This window comes from Bradyrhizobium sp. SHOUNA76 (assembly GCF_023006445.1).
In the GTDB taxonomy this organism is placed as follows: domain Bacteria; phylum Pseudomonadota; class Alphaproteobacteria; order Rhizobiales; family Xanthobacteraceae; genus Bradyrhizobium.
Window position 1 is genome coordinate 19,996 of sequence record NZ_JALBHA010000005.1, and the last position, 15,715, is coordinate 35,710.

At 63.4% G+C, this 15,715-nt stretch carries 15 protein-coding genes; 7 read left to right on the plus strand and 8 right to left on the minus strand.

All coding sequences use genetic code 11. The annotated features are described in order from the left end of the window. The first annotated feature begins 76 nt into the window (after positions 1 to 76). The 6 genes from MOV74_RS01760 to MOV74_RS01785 are packed head-to-tail and all read left to right on the plus strand — an operon-like array spanning position 77 to position 7,536. Positions 77 to 1,381 carry a M20 family metallopeptidase gene (locus tag MOV74_RS01760; protein ID WP_246917051.1) on the plus strand — a complete coding sequence of 435 codons (1,305 nt, stop codon included), beginning with the start codon at positions 77 to 79 and terminating at the stop codon, positions 1,379 to 1,381. Positions 1,382 to 1,398: 17 nt separating this feature from the next. Beyond that, positions 1,399 to 2,946 (plus strand): ABC transporter substrate-binding protein, encoded by a 1,548-nt coding sequence (locus MOV74_RS01765; RefSeq protein ID WP_246917054.1) that lies wholly within the window; start codon positions 1,399 to 1,401, stop codon positions 2,944 to 2,946. A gap of 14 nt (positions 2,947 to 2,960) precedes the next feature. Beyond that, positions 2,961 to 3,908 (plus strand): ABC transporter permease, encoded by a 948-nt coding sequence (locus MOV74_RS01770; RefSeq protein WP_246917056.1) that lies wholly within the window; start codon positions 2,961 to 2,963, stop codon positions 3,906 to 3,908. Beyond that, the gene (locus MOV74_RS01775) at positions 3,901 to 4,731 is read left to right on the plus strand and encodes an ABC transporter permease (RefSeq protein ID WP_246917059.1); all 831 of its coding nucleotides are present in this window, start codon (positions 3,901 to 3,903) and stop codon (positions 4,729 to 4,731) included. The genes MOV74_RS01770 and MOV74_RS01775 overlap by 8 nt, the downstream gene beginning before the upstream one ends. Then, positions 4,728 to 6,302 (plus strand): ABC transporter ATP-binding protein, encoded by a 1,575-nt coding sequence (locus MOV74_RS01780; RefSeq protein ID WP_246917062.1) that lies wholly within the window; start codon positions 4,728 to 4,730, stop codon positions 6,300 to 6,302. The genes MOV74_RS01775 and MOV74_RS01780 overlap by 4 nt, the downstream gene beginning before the upstream one ends. 19 nt (positions 6,303 to 6,321) lie before the next feature. Next, positions 6,322 to 7,536, plus strand: a complete 1,215-nt coding sequence (locus MOV74_RS01785; RefSeq protein ID WP_246917065.1) for a M20 family metallopeptidase — start codon at positions 6,322 to 6,324, stop codon at positions 7,534 to 7,536. Between the two features lie 25 nt (positions 7,537 to 7,561). On the opposite strand, the gene MOV74_RS01790 is transcribed toward MOV74_RS01785, so the two are convergent. Beyond that, complete coding sequence (locus tag MOV74_RS01790; RefSeq protein WP_246917068.1) at positions 7,562 to 7,816, minus strand: hypothetical protein; 255 nt, start codon at positions 7,814 to 7,816, stop codon at positions 7,562 to 7,564. Here MOV74_RS01790 and MOV74_RS01795 point away from each other — a divergent pair. After that, positions 7,800 to 8,039 carry a hypothetical protein gene (locus MOV74_RS01795; protein ID WP_246917071.1) on the plus strand — a complete coding sequence of 80 codons (240 nt, stop codon included), beginning with the start codon at positions 7,800 to 7,802 and terminating at the stop codon, positions 8,037 to 8,039. The genes MOV74_RS01790 and MOV74_RS01795 overlap by 17 nt on opposite strands. Before the next feature lie 119 nt (positions 8,040 to 8,158). Here MOV74_RS01795 and MOV74_RS01800 read toward each other — a convergent pair whose 3' ends face one another. The 7 genes from MOV74_RS01800 to MOV74_RS01830 all read right to left on the minus strand — a co-directional run bounded on the left by MOV74_RS01800 (position 8,159) and on the right by MOV74_RS01830 (position 15,660). Further along, positions 8,159 to 9,454 (minus strand): FAD-binding oxidoreductase, encoded by a 1,296-nt coding sequence (locus tag MOV74_RS01800; RefSeq protein ID WP_246917074.1) that lies wholly within the window; start codon positions 9,452 to 9,454, stop codon positions 8,159 to 8,161. A gap of 27 nt (positions 9,455 to 9,481) precedes the next feature. Beyond that, the gene (locus MOV74_RS01805; protein ID WP_309486767.1) at positions 9,482 to 10,273 is read right to left on the minus strand and encodes an amino acid ABC transporter ATP-binding protein; all 792 of its coding nucleotides are present in this window, start codon (positions 10,271 to 10,273) and stop codon (positions 9,482 to 9,484) included. 36 nt (positions 10,274 to 10,309) lie between these two features. Beyond that, entirely contained in the window at positions 10,310 to 10,969 is a 660-nt protein-coding gene (locus MOV74_RS01810; RefSeq protein ID WP_246917077.1) for an amino acid ABC transporter permease, read from the minus strand. A gap of 5 nt (positions 10,970 to 10,974) precedes the next feature. Further along, positions 10,975 to 11,688 carry an aspartate/glutamate racemase family protein gene (locus MOV74_RS01815; RefSeq protein ID WP_258719480.1) on the minus strand — a complete coding sequence of 238 codons (714 nt, stop codon included), beginning with the start codon at positions 11,686 to 11,688 and terminating at the stop codon, positions 10,975 to 10,977. An 85-nt stretch (positions 11,689 to 11,773) separates the two neighbouring features. After that, positions 11,774 to 12,628 (minus strand): transporter substrate-binding domain-containing protein, encoded by an 855-nt coding sequence (locus MOV74_RS01820; RefSeq protein ID WP_246917083.1) that lies wholly within the window; start codon positions 12,626 to 12,628, stop codon positions 11,774 to 11,776. Between the two features lie 78 nt (positions 12,629 to 12,706). Then, positions 12,707 to 13,867 carry a saccharopine dehydrogenase family protein gene (locus MOV74_RS01825; protein ID WP_246917086.1) on the minus strand — a complete coding sequence of 387 codons (1,161 nt, stop codon included), beginning with the start codon at positions 13,865 to 13,867 and terminating at the stop codon, positions 12,707 to 12,709. 11 nt (positions 13,868 to 13,878) lie between these two features. Further along, a complete protein-coding gene (locus MOV74_RS01830; protein WP_246917088.1) occupies positions 13,879 to 15,660 on the minus strand; it encodes a thiamine pyrophosphate-binding protein in 1,782 nt (593 codons plus the stop codon). Between the last annotated feature and the right edge of the window lie 55 nt (positions 15,661 to 15,715).

The window sequence follows — 15,715 nt, forward strand, 5'->3', positions numbered from 1 at the left end:
CCTCATTCTTTGGAATTGACAGCAGTCGGCGTCCATCGTCTATTTCTTTATAGAATATAGAAATCGACGACCGCAAATGATTTCACCTCCATCGCTCACCGGGCCTCTGGCCGACAGCTTCGCCGAAATCGAACGCACTGCTGAAAGTGCGATCGACGATCTCGCGCGGATGATCGCAGTGGACACAAGTTTTCCGCCCGGCGCGGGATACGGTGCATTTGCCGCTCTGATGGAGAGCGTGTTCGCAACCCTCCGCCTGGAATGTCGGCGCGTCGACGTACCCGATCATTTGTGGCGCGTCGCCGGCGGCCCAGCGCATGGTACGCGCACCAATCTCATCGCACGCCGCCGCTCCGGCAAACCGGCCCTGGGGTTGTATTTTCACATCGATACCGTGCCTGCTTCGCCCGGCTGGACAACCGATCCGCGGCGTTTGACGCGCGATGGCGATCGCCTGATCGGCCTTGGCGCCGCCGATATGAAGGGCACCATCGCCGCCGTGCTGCTGGCGCTGCGCGCCGCCGACAGATCGGGCCTGCAGCTTGGCTACGATCCAATGCTGCTGCTCTGCACCGACGAGGAAGGCGGGCTCTATCCCGGAGTACGTTATCTCGCCGAGCAGGGCCTGCTCGAAGGGCACATCCTCAACTTCAACGGCACCGCAGCGCCACGGATCTGGGCCGGGTGCTTCGGTCTTTTCACGCTGCTGGTGAAGGTCCATGGCCGGACGGTTCATGCGAGCGAGGCCGCGCGCGCCGGAGCCGGCGCCAATGCCATCGAGGCCGCATTGCCGATCCTCAATGCGCTCGCCGCACTAAAGCCGGAGATCGCAAAGCGCATCTCCGCCCTGCCCGCCCCGCCAGGCGCGACGGGTCCGCTCGCCTCGCAGCTCGACATTTCCGCCGCGCATGGCGGCCAATGCGGCGGCCAGATTCCCTCGCAGTTCGAGATCCTCATCTGCCGCCGCTACGCACCGGAGGAGGACTTCCTCGCAGCACGCAGCGAAATCGAAAGCGCGATCCGCACGGCCGCCCCCCACGCTGCGATCGAGATTGTCCTCACGGGGCACCTGATGCCGACGTCGGATCCGACCGGTCCTCATTGGCCGCGCTGGCAGGACGCACTGTCGGCCGGGTTCGGCTACGCACCCGACGAATTCGCCAAATGGGGCGCGACGAGCTGTTCCGACTTCGGGTGGGTGCAGGCGACCGGCATGCAGGAGATTCTTCTCACGGGCCTTGGTCGCACGAACAGCCGCATTCACGCGCCCGGCGAATTCACGACGCTCACCGACATCGTCGCGCTCGCGAAGTCGGTCCTCGCCTATCTGGCCGCCGAATTCCGTCCCGATCTCTCGCCCGAAGCAACCGCCATTCGCTAACTCGAGGAGCCTCTCCCATGCTGTCCGTTACCCGTCGCGTGTTTCTTGCCGGCACGGCCATCAGCCTCGTCACTCTCCCCAGGACTGCCGGCGCCGATACCCCCAAGCGCGGCGGCGTGCTGCGGATGTCGCTCGACCAGGCCGCGTCGGTGATTCACCCGATGCTGGCGCGGGTCAATCCGGAATATCTCGTCACCGAGTTGCTCTATTCCAACCTGACCCGGCTGAAGCCTGACATGACGGTCGAGCCGGACCTCGCGCTATCCTGGGAGCCAAACGAGACGCGCACCGAGTGGATCTTCAAGCTGCGCCCGGGTGTGACGTTCCACGATGGTTCGCCGCTCACGTCCGAAGACGTCGTCGCCAGCATCACAGCTATCCTCGATCCGAAAACGGCCTCCCCCGGGCGAACCAATGTCGGGCCGATCAAGGAGGTTGCGGCGATCGATCCGCTGGCCGTCAAGTTCACGCTCTCCGGTGCCTACGCCGACCTACCGGTGGCCCTCACTTACCTCAACGCGCGGATCGTCCCGGCGAAGGTCATCGCGTCCGACCTCGCCAGCCTGTCCACCAGGGCGAACGGCACGGGGCCCTTCAAGCTGGTATCCTATGAGCCCGATCGAAAGATCGTGGTCGAACGCAACGCCGCCTACTACGACCCGACGCGGCCTTACCTCGACAGCGTGGAACTGATCGTCTATCCCGATCGCACGGCCGAAGCCTCGGCAATGATCTCAGGCGAGATCGACCTGCTTCTGACGACGACGCCTGGCGAATATGAGCGACTTGCGAAGACCGGTGGCGTCAAGGCGCTGCGCGTCCCGTCCGGCCAATTCCTCAATATCATCCTTGGATGCGATCAGAAGCCCTTCAACGACATCAGGGTTCGCCAGGCGCTCGCCCTGGCAGTCGACCGCGAGGCGACCGTCGGTTTCGTCGCCGGCGGGTACGGCACGCCGGGCAACGACACCCCCCTGAACTCCGCCTATCACTTCTACAAAAACATTTCGATGAAGAAGCCCGACATCGCCAAGGCGAAGCAGCTTCTGGCCGAGGCCGGTTATCCCAACGGTATCGATCTGACGCTGATCGCGTCCGACAAGCCGGCGACCCGCACCCAACTCGGCGTCGCGGTTCGCGAGATGGCCGCTGCGGCCGGCTTCCGCATCAACCTGCAGACAATGCCGCACGCGACCTATCTCGACCAGGTCTGGAAGAAGGGGAACTTCTACGTCGGCTTCTACAACATGCAGCCGACGGCGGATGCGATCTTCAACCTGCTTTTTACTTCCAACGCGACCTGGAACGAGACACGCTGGAACAACAGCACTTTCGACACAGTCGTCAATGCGGCCCGTGTCGAGACCGACGAGGCGAAGCGTGCCGCGCTCTATGCGAAGGCGCAGGAGATGATGAATATGGAAGTGCCCTCCGTGATCTCGGCATTCTTTGATCTTCTTGCTGCGCAGCGAGCCTATGTCGAGGGCTACACGTTGCATCCGCGCGGTTCGGTATTCCGTCTCGATCTCGTGTCGCTCGGCGCCGGTGCGCCGAAGCGCGGCTGACGCGGAGACTTCGAGTGTCGCTCGTCTGGTTTGGCCGCCGTCTGCTGCTGATGGTTTACACCGTCATCGTGGTCTCGATGCTGGTGTTCGCCATCACGCAGATTCTGCCGGCCGACGCGGCCCAGTCGCTGCTTGGCGAGAACGCGACGCCGGAGATGCTGGCTGCGCTCAGGGCGAGGCTTGGGCTCGACGCTCCGGCCTGGCAGCAATATCTACGCTGGGCCGGCCACGTTTTCACCGGCGATTTCGGCATCTCGATGCGGACCAGCCAGCCCGTCGGACCGGAAATGCTGAGCGCACTGTCGCGTTCGCTGCTGCTCGCGGCATCGTCCATCCTGGTCACGCTGGTCGTCGCCGTACCGCTCGGCGTGGTGGCGGCGCTGCGGCAAGGCAGGTTCGCCGACACAGGCCTCAGCCTGATCGCATATCTCGGTGTCTCGTTGCCCGAATTCGTTACTGCAACGCTGCTTGCGCTCCTGCTGGCCGACACGTTGCATTGGTTGCCCGCGACGGGCTACGTCTCGCCGCTGGAACATTTGGGCGAGGGCATTTCTCATCTGGCGCTGCCCGTGCTGACGATTTCGGTGATCCTCATCGCGCATGTGATGCGCATGATGCGCTCCGAGACGCTGGACGTGCTGAAATCGGACTATATTCGCGCTGCCCGTTTGAAGGGCCTGCCGGAACGCAGCGTGCTGTTTCGTCACGCGCTGCGCAACGCGCTGTTGCCGGTGGTGACGATCATCGCGCTCGATGTCGGCTACCTGCTCGGCGGCATCATCGTGATCGAGGAGATCTTCGCTATTCCCGGCATCGGACGGGCCCTGATGGTCGCAATCACCACGCGCGACCTGCCGTCGATCCAGGCCGGCGCTTTGATCATGGCGGCGACCTATGCGGTCACCAACACGCTTGCCGACATGGCCTATGCCCTTCTCGACCCGCGGATCCGCTATGATTGAGCTGTTCGTCCGCCTGATCCGAAGACCGCAGGGGCTCGTCGGCGTCACCCTCCTGGCGCTCATCGCCATTGCATGTCTGTTCGGGCCGTCGCTTGCCCCGTACGCGCCCGAGAAAATCGATTTTCTTGGCCGGTTTCGTCCACCCGGCTGGCAGAACTGGCTCGGCGCGGACCAATTCGGCCGCGACATCCTGAGCCGCCTGATGGTCGGCGCCCGGTCGACCGTGCCAATGGCTCTGATCGCCACCTTTGTCGGCAGCGCGGCCGGCGCCATCATCGGCGTCGGCTCGGCCTATCTCGGCGGCCGAACCGACGAGGCCATCATGCGCACGAACGACGCGGTGATGGCGATCCCCGGCCTTCTGCTGGCCCTGTTGCTGGTCTCGACGCTCGGCAATGGCGCCGGCAACGCCGTCATCGCCATTGCGGTGGCTTTTGCACCCGGCATGGCGCGCGTCACGCGTTCGGTTGCACTCAACGTGCGCAATCAGGACTACGTCAAGGCGGCCATCGCGCGTGGCGAGGGCGCAGGCTGGATCATCTTCCGCGAGATGCTGCCCAACGTCATGGCGCCGATCGTGATCGAATCCACCATGCGCGTGTCCTTTGCCGTAATGCTGTTCGCAACGCTCAGCTTCCTCGGTGTCGGCGCCCAGCCGCCCGCATCCGAATGGGGGCTCATGGTGGCGGATGCCCGGCAGTACATGTACCAGGCGCCGTGGGGCCTGATCGTGCCTGCCGCGGCGATCGCGCTCACCGCCATTGCCTTCAACTTGCTGGGCGATGGCCTTCGCGACGCCCTCAATCCGAAGGACGAGCGGTGATGCCGGCCCTTGCCGTCAAGAACTATACGCTGGACTACGCGACGGCTGCGGGGCCTGTGCGCGTACTGCACGACATCTCGCTCGAGATCGCACCGGGCGAGGTGCTGGGCCTCGTCGGCGAATCCGGCTCGGGCAAGAGTTCGCTCGCCTGGGCTTTGATGCGCCACTTGCCGGACAATGCCCGCGAAATCGCAGGCTCCCTCCATCTCGGCGATACCGACCTCCAAGGCCTGAGCCCGCGGGAACTGACCAGGATCCGGGGACGCCGGCTCGGCATGGTGTTCCAGGATCCCTCGACCTCGCTCAACCCGACCCTCACCATCGGTCGGCAGGTCACGGAGACGCTGATCAGGCATCGCGGCGTGGGGCGCCGCGAAGCTGACGCCCTGGCCGTCGACCTGCTCGGACATGTCGAACTGCGCGATCCCGCCGCGATCATGCGCCGATATCCACACGAGATCTCCGGCGGCGAAAAACAGCGCGTCATCATTGCCACGGCATTCGGCTGCCGCCCCGACATCATCCTCTTCGACGAGCCGACCACCGCGCTTGACGTCATCACCGGTGCGCGCATCCTCGAGCTGTTCGCCCGGCTGCGGCAGGAAACCGGCGTTGCCGCACTTTATATATCCCACGACCTCGCGCTGGTGACGCGGGTCGCCGACCGGGTCGCAGTGCTGAAACGCGGCCGTCTGGTGGAGCAGGCCCCAGCCGCCGATATCTTCCGTACCCCACGCCATGCCGATACGCAGGTCCTCGTGCAGGCGGTGCCGAGACCCGAGCGGCGCCTGGTTCATGACAAGTCCAGTGACGAGATTCTTCTCTCGGCCTCGGACATCGAAGTCCAATACGGCCGCGCCGGCCTTTTCAGCCATGTGCCGGCGCCCGCGACCAGGAGCATCGGGCTCGATGTGCGGGCCGGAGAAATCCTTGGTCTTGTCGGTGAATCCGGGTCGGGCAAATCGTCGGTGGCGCGCGCGCTCACCGGTCTTGCTCGCTTCTCAGGCAAGGTCTGCTTCGCCAATCAGGTGATCACGGGCGCCCGCGACATGAGCGAGGCCTATCGCCGCGATGTGCAGATCATCTTCCAGCATCCGGACTCTTCGCTCAACCCGCGCCACAAGATCGGCGAGATTCTGTCGCGCCCGCTGAAGGTCTATGGCGGAAACGTCGCCGAGATTCCCCGCCTGCTCGAGCAGGTCCGCCTGCCGACCTCCTACGCCGGCCGGTGGCCGCACCAGCTCTCAGGTGGCGAGAAGCAGCGCGTCGCCATCGCGCGGGCTTTCGCCGCGCGACCGAAGCTCGTGATCTGCGACGAGATCACCGCGCCGCTGGACGTCTCGGTGCAGGCACAGATCATCGAACTGCTGCTGGCGCTGCGCGCCGCGACTGGAACCGCCTTTCTCTTCATCACCCACGATCTCAACCTCATCCGTCAGATCGCCCACCGCATCGCCGTGATGCGCCGCGGTGAACTGGTCGACCTGTTGCCGGCCGAGGATTTCGACGCAGATCACGTTCATCCCTACACGCGCGAACTGATGGCCGCCTCCCCCGTGCCAGTCGGCTGACGACAAGGATCTTTTCCCCATGGATCACAACACACTTCTCGCGCGGATCGATGTGCCTGCCGCCCTCGACCTTTTGTCACGTATGGTGCAGCACAAGAGCTACTCGAAGTCGGACGGCGAGAAGCAGCTTGCAGCGTTCATGGCCGGTCGCATGCGCGAGATCGGCCTCGACACCGAGCTCTCGCCATTCGGCGACGAGGGCCGCGTCAACGCCGTCGGCCGCTGGAAAGGCTTGGGCGGCGGCAAGAGCCTGATGTTCAACGGCCATCTCGACACCAACCCGGTGACCGAAGGCTGGACTGTCGATCCCTGGGCCGGCAAGGTCGACGACCACTTCATCTATGGCATCGGCGTTTCCAACATGAAGGCCGGCGACGCCGCCTATTTCTGCGCCGTCAAGACGCTGATCGATGCCGGCGTCAAACTTCGGGGTGATGTCATCCTCACCTACGTCGTGGGCGAGCTGCAAGGCGGGGTCGGTACCTACTCGCTGGTCGAGCAGGGACTGTGCGCCGATTACTTCATCAATTCGGAGCCGACCGATCTGAAAGCGATGACCATGCACGCCGCGGCCTTCATGTTCATCATCGAGCTCACCGGCAACACCCGCCATCTGTCCAAGCGCGAAGAGGCGGTCGACGCGATCACGGCGGCCTGTGACCTCATCCCGCGCCTGAATGCGATGAAGTTTTCCGGCGCGCTCTCGCCGGAGCATGAACGGATCAATCGAGTCCATGTCGGCGTCGTCCACGGCGCGCTCGGACGCGAGCTGCACGAATGGCGTACGCCTCAGGTCGCGGACTTCGTGCGGATCAAGGGCTCAGGCCGCTATGCGCCGGGGCAGACCGAGGCCGGCGCGATGGCCGACATGCGCCGCGAACTCGACGCGCTCGAAGTAAGGTTTCCGGGCCTCAAGGCCGAAGTCAGGTCGGAGGACCGCTCTGGAGTTCCGACCATGCCGCCATTCGAGGTCTCGCGCACGAGCCCGATCGTGGCGGCGATCAATCGCGCCTATCGTACGGTGCGGGGCGAAGATCAGCCGACCGGCCCCGTTGCGCCGAGCTGCTTCTACGGCACCGATGCCGGACATTTGCACTATTCCGGCAAGATGGAAGGCATCGTCTGCGGTCCCGGCGGGCGTTACAACACCATGCCCGACGAACGGGTCGATATCGTCGATTTCGTCGACATGATCCGCATCTACATGCTCGCCATTCTGGAGATCTGCGGATAGACGCGCGCTCCGACGTTCCAATCCATCATGGGGACGTTTGAGCTAGCTCCAGCCAAGGAGATCGAGCAATCGTGATTTGCGTCATTTCAGCTCGCAGCACGTCGGTATCGAGCTCTTCTCGGCCGAAAATGCAGGTCGCCCGAAACTGCGCATCAGACTTCATGCCCCGGATCTGAACGGGGGCGTCGTCCCGCGACCAGCCGACGCCGCGAAAGTGACCGTCATTCATGTTATGCCCGCGCTCCGTGAAAACGTCGATGATCTTGCCCGGCGGCAGCATGGCGTGGATCAGCGGCGCCTGGATCAAGCTCGAGGTGAAAACAGGAACGTTTAATGCCGCGGCGATCTGCTTCCTGGAACGGAGCGAGGAAACCGCAGCTTGTCATGATCGCCTTGACGCCTTCGGCTTCCAGCTCCTGCGCTGCCACCGCGAACGGCTCCCGAAGGCTCGCATCCGGATGATCGCCCATGATCTTGGTCGCGTGCAGCGCACGGTCTTGTAGCGCACGGGAAAGTCATACGAGAACGCATTTCCGATGTCACCGCGCGGGGCGCGGAAACCTGGTGTCCAGCATCAGGATGCCGATCGTCTCTCCATAGTTGGTGTAGCCGCCTCGCAGTTTCATGATCGTCTCCAGGGGGCAATGGCAAAACGCGATACGGCGAATGGCCGGAGGTCGATGCCAGCCTCCCTGCCTGCAATGAGATCGGCAACGACGCGGCCTGTGATCGGGCCCGAAGCTAGGCCGACGTGCCCGTGTCCGAACGCGTGCAGAATATTGGGCGAAGCCGATGCCAGACCGATGACGGGACGCCCGTCCGGCGTCGATGGCCGGTGCCCCATCCAGCGATTGATCGTCAGGCTGGCGCGTGGTCCAAGGCCAGGATACGTCCGTAGAGCATGCGTGACGAGAATCTCGACGCGCGCCCAGTCCGGCTCGGCGTCGACTCGCGCGAGCTCCACTTGTCCCGAAAGGCGCAAGCCCGCCGGAGTCGGCGTGTTGGCCATTCGTCCATCGCTCGGCATAATCGGAAACTTCGGGCCTCTGGCGGGCGATGCAACCACGCCGTGATAGCCGCGCTCGCTCGCCAGCGGCACGCGATCGCCTGCGGCCTCAGCAAGGGCCTTTGACCAGATGCCGGCGCAGATCACGGCGCGATCGCATTCGATCGGGCCCTGATCGGTGACGACCGCCGCGAGACGGCCGTTGGTGACAACAAAGCCGCTTGCGCGCGCCTTGACCAGGTGTGCGCCGCGCGCACGCGCGGCATCAACGATGGCCCATACATATCCGCCCGGATCGGTGCAGTAGGCTCCTTCGTGGACGAAGGCGCCGAACTGATAGTTGGAGCTCAAATCCGGCTCTCGGCGGCGCAGCTCGTCGGCATCGAGCTCATTCCAATTGAGCCCATTGTCCTTGCGAAGCCGCCAGGCGATGGCCTCGTCGTCGAACGCCTGGCGATTGGGATAGGCATAGAGCAGACCCGTCTGGCGTATGTAATCCGGCTTCCCGATCTCCTGTGCGAGCACACCGTGCCGCGCCGGACCGTCGCGCAAGATCGAGGCGAGTAGGCGTGCGGTACGCTCAACCTTCGCAATGGTCCATCCGGCCGCAAGGAAACGAAGGAGCCAAGGCGCCAGCGCAGGCAGTGCCGTCCAGCGCAGCACCAGAGGCCCGTTCGGATCGAAGAGATAACCCGGCAGCTTGCGCCACAGGCCGGGCATGGACATCGGGATGATCGAGGCAGGGCTGATCCAGGCACCGTTGCCATAGCTTGCCGCCTGGGGCCCGCCCGGCTCTCCCGGCTCGATCAGAGTAACGTCGTGTCCGTCCTTGATTAGCTCCCATGCAGCCGCAGCACCGACGATGCCTGCGCCGATCACAGCGATGCGCAAGGGCGCCCTATCCCGCTTCATCTTTCAATCCGACCGCAGACCGTCACGTCATCCGTTCGCCGCAACTGGCTGCAAGCCGCTGCTGTGGAAGTGGCTAAGGAAGGCCCGCGTTGCAGGCTGTCTCGGCGTGTCGATCACCTGCCGAGCCGGCCCCTCCTCCACGACGACGCCATCGCGCATGAAGACGACGCTATCGGCGACCTCGCGCGCAAACGCCATCTCATGGGTCACGAGCACCATGGTCATTCCTTCCGCCGCGAGTTGGCGGACAACCGCGAGGACCTCTCCGACCAACTCAGGATCGAGCGCGGACGTCGCCTCGTCGAACAGCATCACTTGCGGCTTCATCGCCAGGGCACGCGCGATCGCCACGCGCTGCTTCTGGCCGCCGGACAGCTTGTCGGGAGTGACGTCCGCCTTGTCCTTCAACCCCACCTTCTCCAGCAACCCAAGCGCCGTCTCGCGCGCCGCGTCCGGATTGGCCTTAAGAACCGTGACTGGTCCCTCCATCACGTTCCGGATGGTCGACATATGCGGAAACAAATTGAAATTCTGGAACACCATGCCCGTCCGCGCTCGGAATGCCGCGAGCTCCCTGTCTGCCGGCAGCTTGTGTCCATTGGTGAAATCCATGGTGCTTTCGCCGACCCGGATGAACCCGCTTTCCGGAATGGTCAGCAGATTGAGACACCTTAGCAACGTCGACTTGCCCGATCCGCTCGGACCGATCAGTGCGACGACGCCGCCGCGAGGCACCCGCAAGGATATGTCCTTCAGGACGCTGACGGGACCAAACGCCTTCTTCACATGAGCCAGTTCGATCATCGGGACATCAGACACGGGACCGCTTCCCTCTTTGATGGACATCGTTGTGCCTCACCGCGCCAGGCGCGCTTCTAGCACGCTCGCAGCGCGCGTCATCGGGAACAAGATGAGGAAGTAGATGACCGCGATCATGGTGTATGTCTCCAACGGCCGGTAGGTCGCGGACGTGATGAGCTGCCCCTGGTAAAGCAGATCAGGAACCGCCAGAACTGAGAGCAGCGAGGTGTTCTTCAGTTGCAGCACGGCCTGGTTGACGAGCGGGGGAATCATCTGCTTCAGGGCCTGCGGCATGACGATACGCTTCATCAGATCGAACCGGCGCATGCCCAGCGCGCGGCCGGCGTCCCATTGCCCCACATCGATCGACACGATGCCGCCGCGTATGATCTCCGAATAGAAGGCGCCGCCGTAGAAGCTCAGCGCGATGAACGCCGCAACGGCGGGGGATAGCTCGACGCCAATCAGCACCGGAAGCGCGTAATAGATCCACACCAGTTGAACCAGCACTGGCGTGCAGCGAAACACCTCGACCAGCATCACGAGAGGCGTGGAGACGAACCTCACCTTGGACAGGCTCGTGATGGCAACCACGCATCCGATCACGAACCCGCTCGCCGCGGTGAGGATGGTGAAGCCGATCGTGTAGGCGGTGCCGACACCGATCAATCTGCTGTATTGCAGAAGGAAGCCAAAACTCCAGTCATAATGCATCGCAGCTATCCCATGCTCGGCGATTGCGAATAGGCGCTCCGGATCAGTCCCGAATAGAACCAGCGTCCGAGCGTGATGATGTCGTAGACCGGCAATCCGAACTCGCGCGACACTTCCTGAGAGAACGGCGGAAGATTAGTGCATTCGAAGACGATCGCGCCAATGCCCGGATTGCAAGAAAGCAGCGCGCTGACGGCCCCGTGCACGTCACGCCGCAGTCCGTCTCGATCATAAGGGCGGCCGTGCTCAATATGTGCACGCAAGCTACCGTCGGGCGGAAGGCCGACGCGAGGCGTCCGTGGGTCGGCGCCTGCGCCTGCAAAATGCCCGTCCGTCAACGCCTCTGCGTCGTAGGTGACGACCCCTGCGCGGCGCCCGGACGTAAGGCATCGCTCCACCATGGGCAATTGCAAGAGGCTCGACGTCGCGAGCGGCAGGCTCATTCGCGCGGAAAGCCCGCTCTGACGAGATGCCAGAAAGCCGCATGACGTGATCAGGCCGATCGCGCCGTCTGCCCGCAACTCGTCGCCGGCCGCGACGAATGCGTCCATGAGGTCGACGTCGTCACCGTTCACGATCTTTCGCGCGGTCGCGCCCGGAACCGTCCTGAAGACGACGTCGAAGGGCCAACTTGCGGAATGCCCCACGTCTCCCGGCGGGCGCTCGATCGCGACGTCAAGCATGATGATGCCCAGCGGAGGATGTCGCTCATGTTGCATCGATCAGATGTTCCCTGTCTCGTCGAACGCCGGTCGGTCGAAAACGAAACTGCCCGCGTCAGCTGAAGACGCGGGCAGAACGAGATCAAAACTGAAGCCCGGGAGGAATGTCCTGCTCCTGAATATTGACCAGAGACAGGCTCGAGAGAATCCACTCGCGGAGCGCACCGAGCGAGCGGCTGTATTCCAGCCAGTTATCGACATAGGTGCGGAAACGAGTATCGACGTCCACCCGCACGCCGCAGCAGGTCGGTTGCGAGGCGACCGGAGTCGGGATGATAACCTTGCCCACCTTCGCATTTTTCTTGACCGTCACCAGCGAAAGCATCGCGACCTGGATAAGGCAATCCGCCCGCCCGGCCTGCACAGCCAGCACGGCCTCATCAGGCGTCTTGAGTGCGACAAGCGTTGCTTTGGGCAGCGTTCGGCGCGCGTAGAGATCGTGGGTGGAGCCGATATCGACGGCAACCCGCACTTCCGGCTTGTTGAGATCTTCCCATGTCTTCGGTTCGAAACCGGACTTGGCGATGACCGTGAAGGTGTTGTTCATGATCGGACGCGTGAACTCGACAATCAGGGCGCGCGAAGGCGTCGGGCTGAGGCCGAACATGATGTCGATCTTGTTGCTCTGAAGATCGAGGACCGAGTTGCCCCAGGTCGATTCGATGATCTCGACCTCGGCCTCCAGCGCCTTGGCGAGATCAGTAGCCATGCTCACGCAAAAGCCCGACCACTGCCCCGTGGCAATGTCCTTGTGATAATAGGGCTCGGTCCCGACGATTCCGGCGATGCGGAGCTTTTTCGTTCTGCGAATTTGAGCAAACGTGCTCTCGGCCGGCTGCGTCTGGGCGACGGCCTGGGACACGGCTGAGCCGGCCGCCATGGCCGCCGCGGCGGCGCCGAGCCCAACGAGTGATCCGATTTCACGACGATTGACCATATCAAGCTTCCCCTCTTCGGTTGAATTCGTCAAACCCCATGATGACGCTAGATCCGGTCTATCGGTCTCTGCGCGCACCTAAGCTGCTCTATTCGTGGAGAACGCTCCCGCAAAATCGTTCGTCTCGGAGCTGCGCGCCTCTCTGGCCAGCCGGCCGCCTTCGCGCGTGGCGAGAAAGTCGGCAAGGCTAGCATCCTCCTGCCGCACGAATCCCCTTGCGGGAAGCTTGCCCGAAAGAAACAGCTCGACCATCGCCACGCAGCCGGCGGCCGTGGTGAGCTGGATCGCGCCGAGCTCCGGCCGTCCGTCGTAACGCAGCACGATGCTGTCCTCCTCCATCCGCCCGTTGCGCTCGCCGATGCCGGTCACGAAGATCACGACGACGTCCTTTCGCGTAAACGGCGCGGCGCGGTTGAGGATGCGGCGCATGGTTTCGCGATCGTCGGCAAGTCCCAATCCCTGCAGCAGGAGCTTCATGATCTCGGCATGACCGGGATAGCGCAGTGTCTTGTAGCTCAGGTCGCGGACCTTGCCGGCCAGCGTCTCCGTCAGTGTACCGAGGCCGCCCGAGGTGTTGAACGCTTCATAGGCGACGCCGTCGATCATCACGCTCTCGATCCCCTCGAGCGCGGGCACTGATATCGGCTTGCCATCGAATACGATCTCGCAAGGATTGCAATATTCGTTGATGAGGCCGTCGACGGACCAAGTGACGTTGTAGCGCAAGGCATTGGTCGGATAGAGCGGCAGCGCACCGACCCGCATCTTGATGGCCCTCACCGTTTCGAAACGGGCCGCCATGTCGGCCCCGAGCACGCAGATGAACCCCGGAGCAAGCCCGCACTGCGGTGCCAGGATCACGTCGGCGGCTGCCGCGATCTCCTTGATGTAGGCCGTTGTCGCCACGTCCTCGGTCAGGTCGAAATAGTGCGTTCCGGTCTCCACAGCGACTCGCGCGATACCCTGATTGAGAAAATACGGACAGGCGCTGACGACGATGTCCTGATCCTTCAGAAAACCGCGCAGCGCATGGAGATCTCCAGCGTCCACGATCTTGGTAGCGAAAGTTTGCCCGGCGCTCAAGCCGAGTTGCGCCTGCGAAGCGTCAGCCAGCGTAACTTTGTGTCCCTGCTCCGCCAGCATCCCGGCGATCACGGCGCCGATCTGCCCGGCCCCCAGGACCGCGATCCTTTGCGGGGCGATCTCTGGCAGTGCGATCTTTGGCAATGAATGGTTCATCTCGAACCTCCCTAGAGAGCAGCCTGGACGCCAATCGCTGCCGGGTCGGCGCCCACCTTCTTCAGCCACGAAAACACCGGCGGCAGGCGATCCGCGATGGATTCGACCGCGACGTCGACGAAAACCGTCTCGCTAAGCGCGAAAGCCTCAAGCAAGGCCGCCTCAAGTTGTTCTGGCGTCTCGACGCGGAAGCTTCTGATACCGTAGACGGCGGCGAGCTTGCTCATGTCGTAACGGCCGAAATCGACGCTGAATGTCGGGTCGTTGACCGGTGCTGGCTCGCCGCGTCCGGAAGCCTTGCGGGCATGGTCCCGGTCGACGACCCTCTGGAGCGCCTTGATCCAGCCAAAGCATGCGTTGTTGAAATGAACCAACACCGCCGGGATCTGCAGCCGCGACAGCGTCTCCAGTTCACCCGCCGACATGCCGAGCGAGCCGTCGCCGAACAAGCCAACAGGCCTCAGATGCGGCGCTGCGAAATAGGCCCCGATGACCGCCGGGATGGCGTAGCCAAGCCCGCCATAGAAGCGGGGAATCACAAGCCTGGACTGCGGATCGCGCAGCCGCAGGAAGCGCGTTGCGTAGGGTGTCGGCGTGCCGGCATCCGACACCACGTTGCAGGGCGCAGGCATGCAACGGTTGAGCGTCTCGATGATCCGTTCGGGACGCAAGGGGACAGCGTCGCTCTCGAGATGCGGCGCCATCACGTCCCAGAACTCTGCACGGCGGCGGTTGATATCGCCGACCCATCCCACCGTGGTCGATACATGATCCTCAGATATCTTGGCAAGCAGGGCATCGATCACGGCACGTGCATCGCCCACGAGCGGATGGTCGATGGCGTAGGTATTGCCGATGACTTCCGGCTCGAGATCAATCTGGACGATGCGCGTCTCGCCATTCGGCACCGGCCATTGCCAGTTCATGGTGGCAACCGAGCCCATGCGGCAGCCTACATAGATGACGAGGTCGGCACGCCCGAGCGCCCACACCGCATGCGGATGGAAGCCGTTGTCGCCGATGATACCGATGCCGAGCTTGTGGTCGTCGCGAATGACGCCCTGCCCTGTGATCGTGGTGACGACGGGGATGCCGAGCCGCTCGCCAAACGCCGTGATGGAAGCCGCCGCGCCTGACCGATTGGCGCCACCGCCGGCGACGATCAGCGGACGCTGAGCTGCGAGAATGGCCTCGATTGCGGAATCGAGATCACTATCGGGCGGCCTGCTTCGGTATGATGGCGCCTGTCGACACTGCGGCTCGACATGCAGTGATACGGCCGCATCGGGAAGCTCCTGAAAGAGAACATCCTCCGGCAATGCGAGAACGACGGCACCCGGACGGCCGCCGGTCGCCTCACGGAAGGCACGGCGCACGAGTTCGGGCAATTTTCCGACATGACCTAGCGTCTCTGCGCGCTTGCTGACTGGTTTGAACACTTCCTCGACGGGCAGCTCCGTCAGAGTGCCGCGGCCGACGCCAGGCTGGGGAATATCGTTTACGAGGAGGATCAGCGGCACCGAAGATTTGTTTGCTTCGGCCACGCCCGGTAGACCGTAAAGCGCGCCGGCGCCACTCGGCACCTCCGCCACACCGGGCTTTCCGGACAAGCGCGCATAGCAGTCCGCCATGAACACCGCAGAGCGCTCATCGCGGCACAGGATGTGGCGCGGCGCATCCCTCGTCGTTCTCAAAGCCTCATAGAAGGCGACGTTCGTATCGCCGGGGACGCCAAAAATGACTTCGACGCCATATCCGGACAGCATGCTCACGAGAGCGGACGCACCATTCATTTTCAAATGCTCCTTGTATTGCTTTTATTCAGGAGCATAGGCGCGACATAAATAT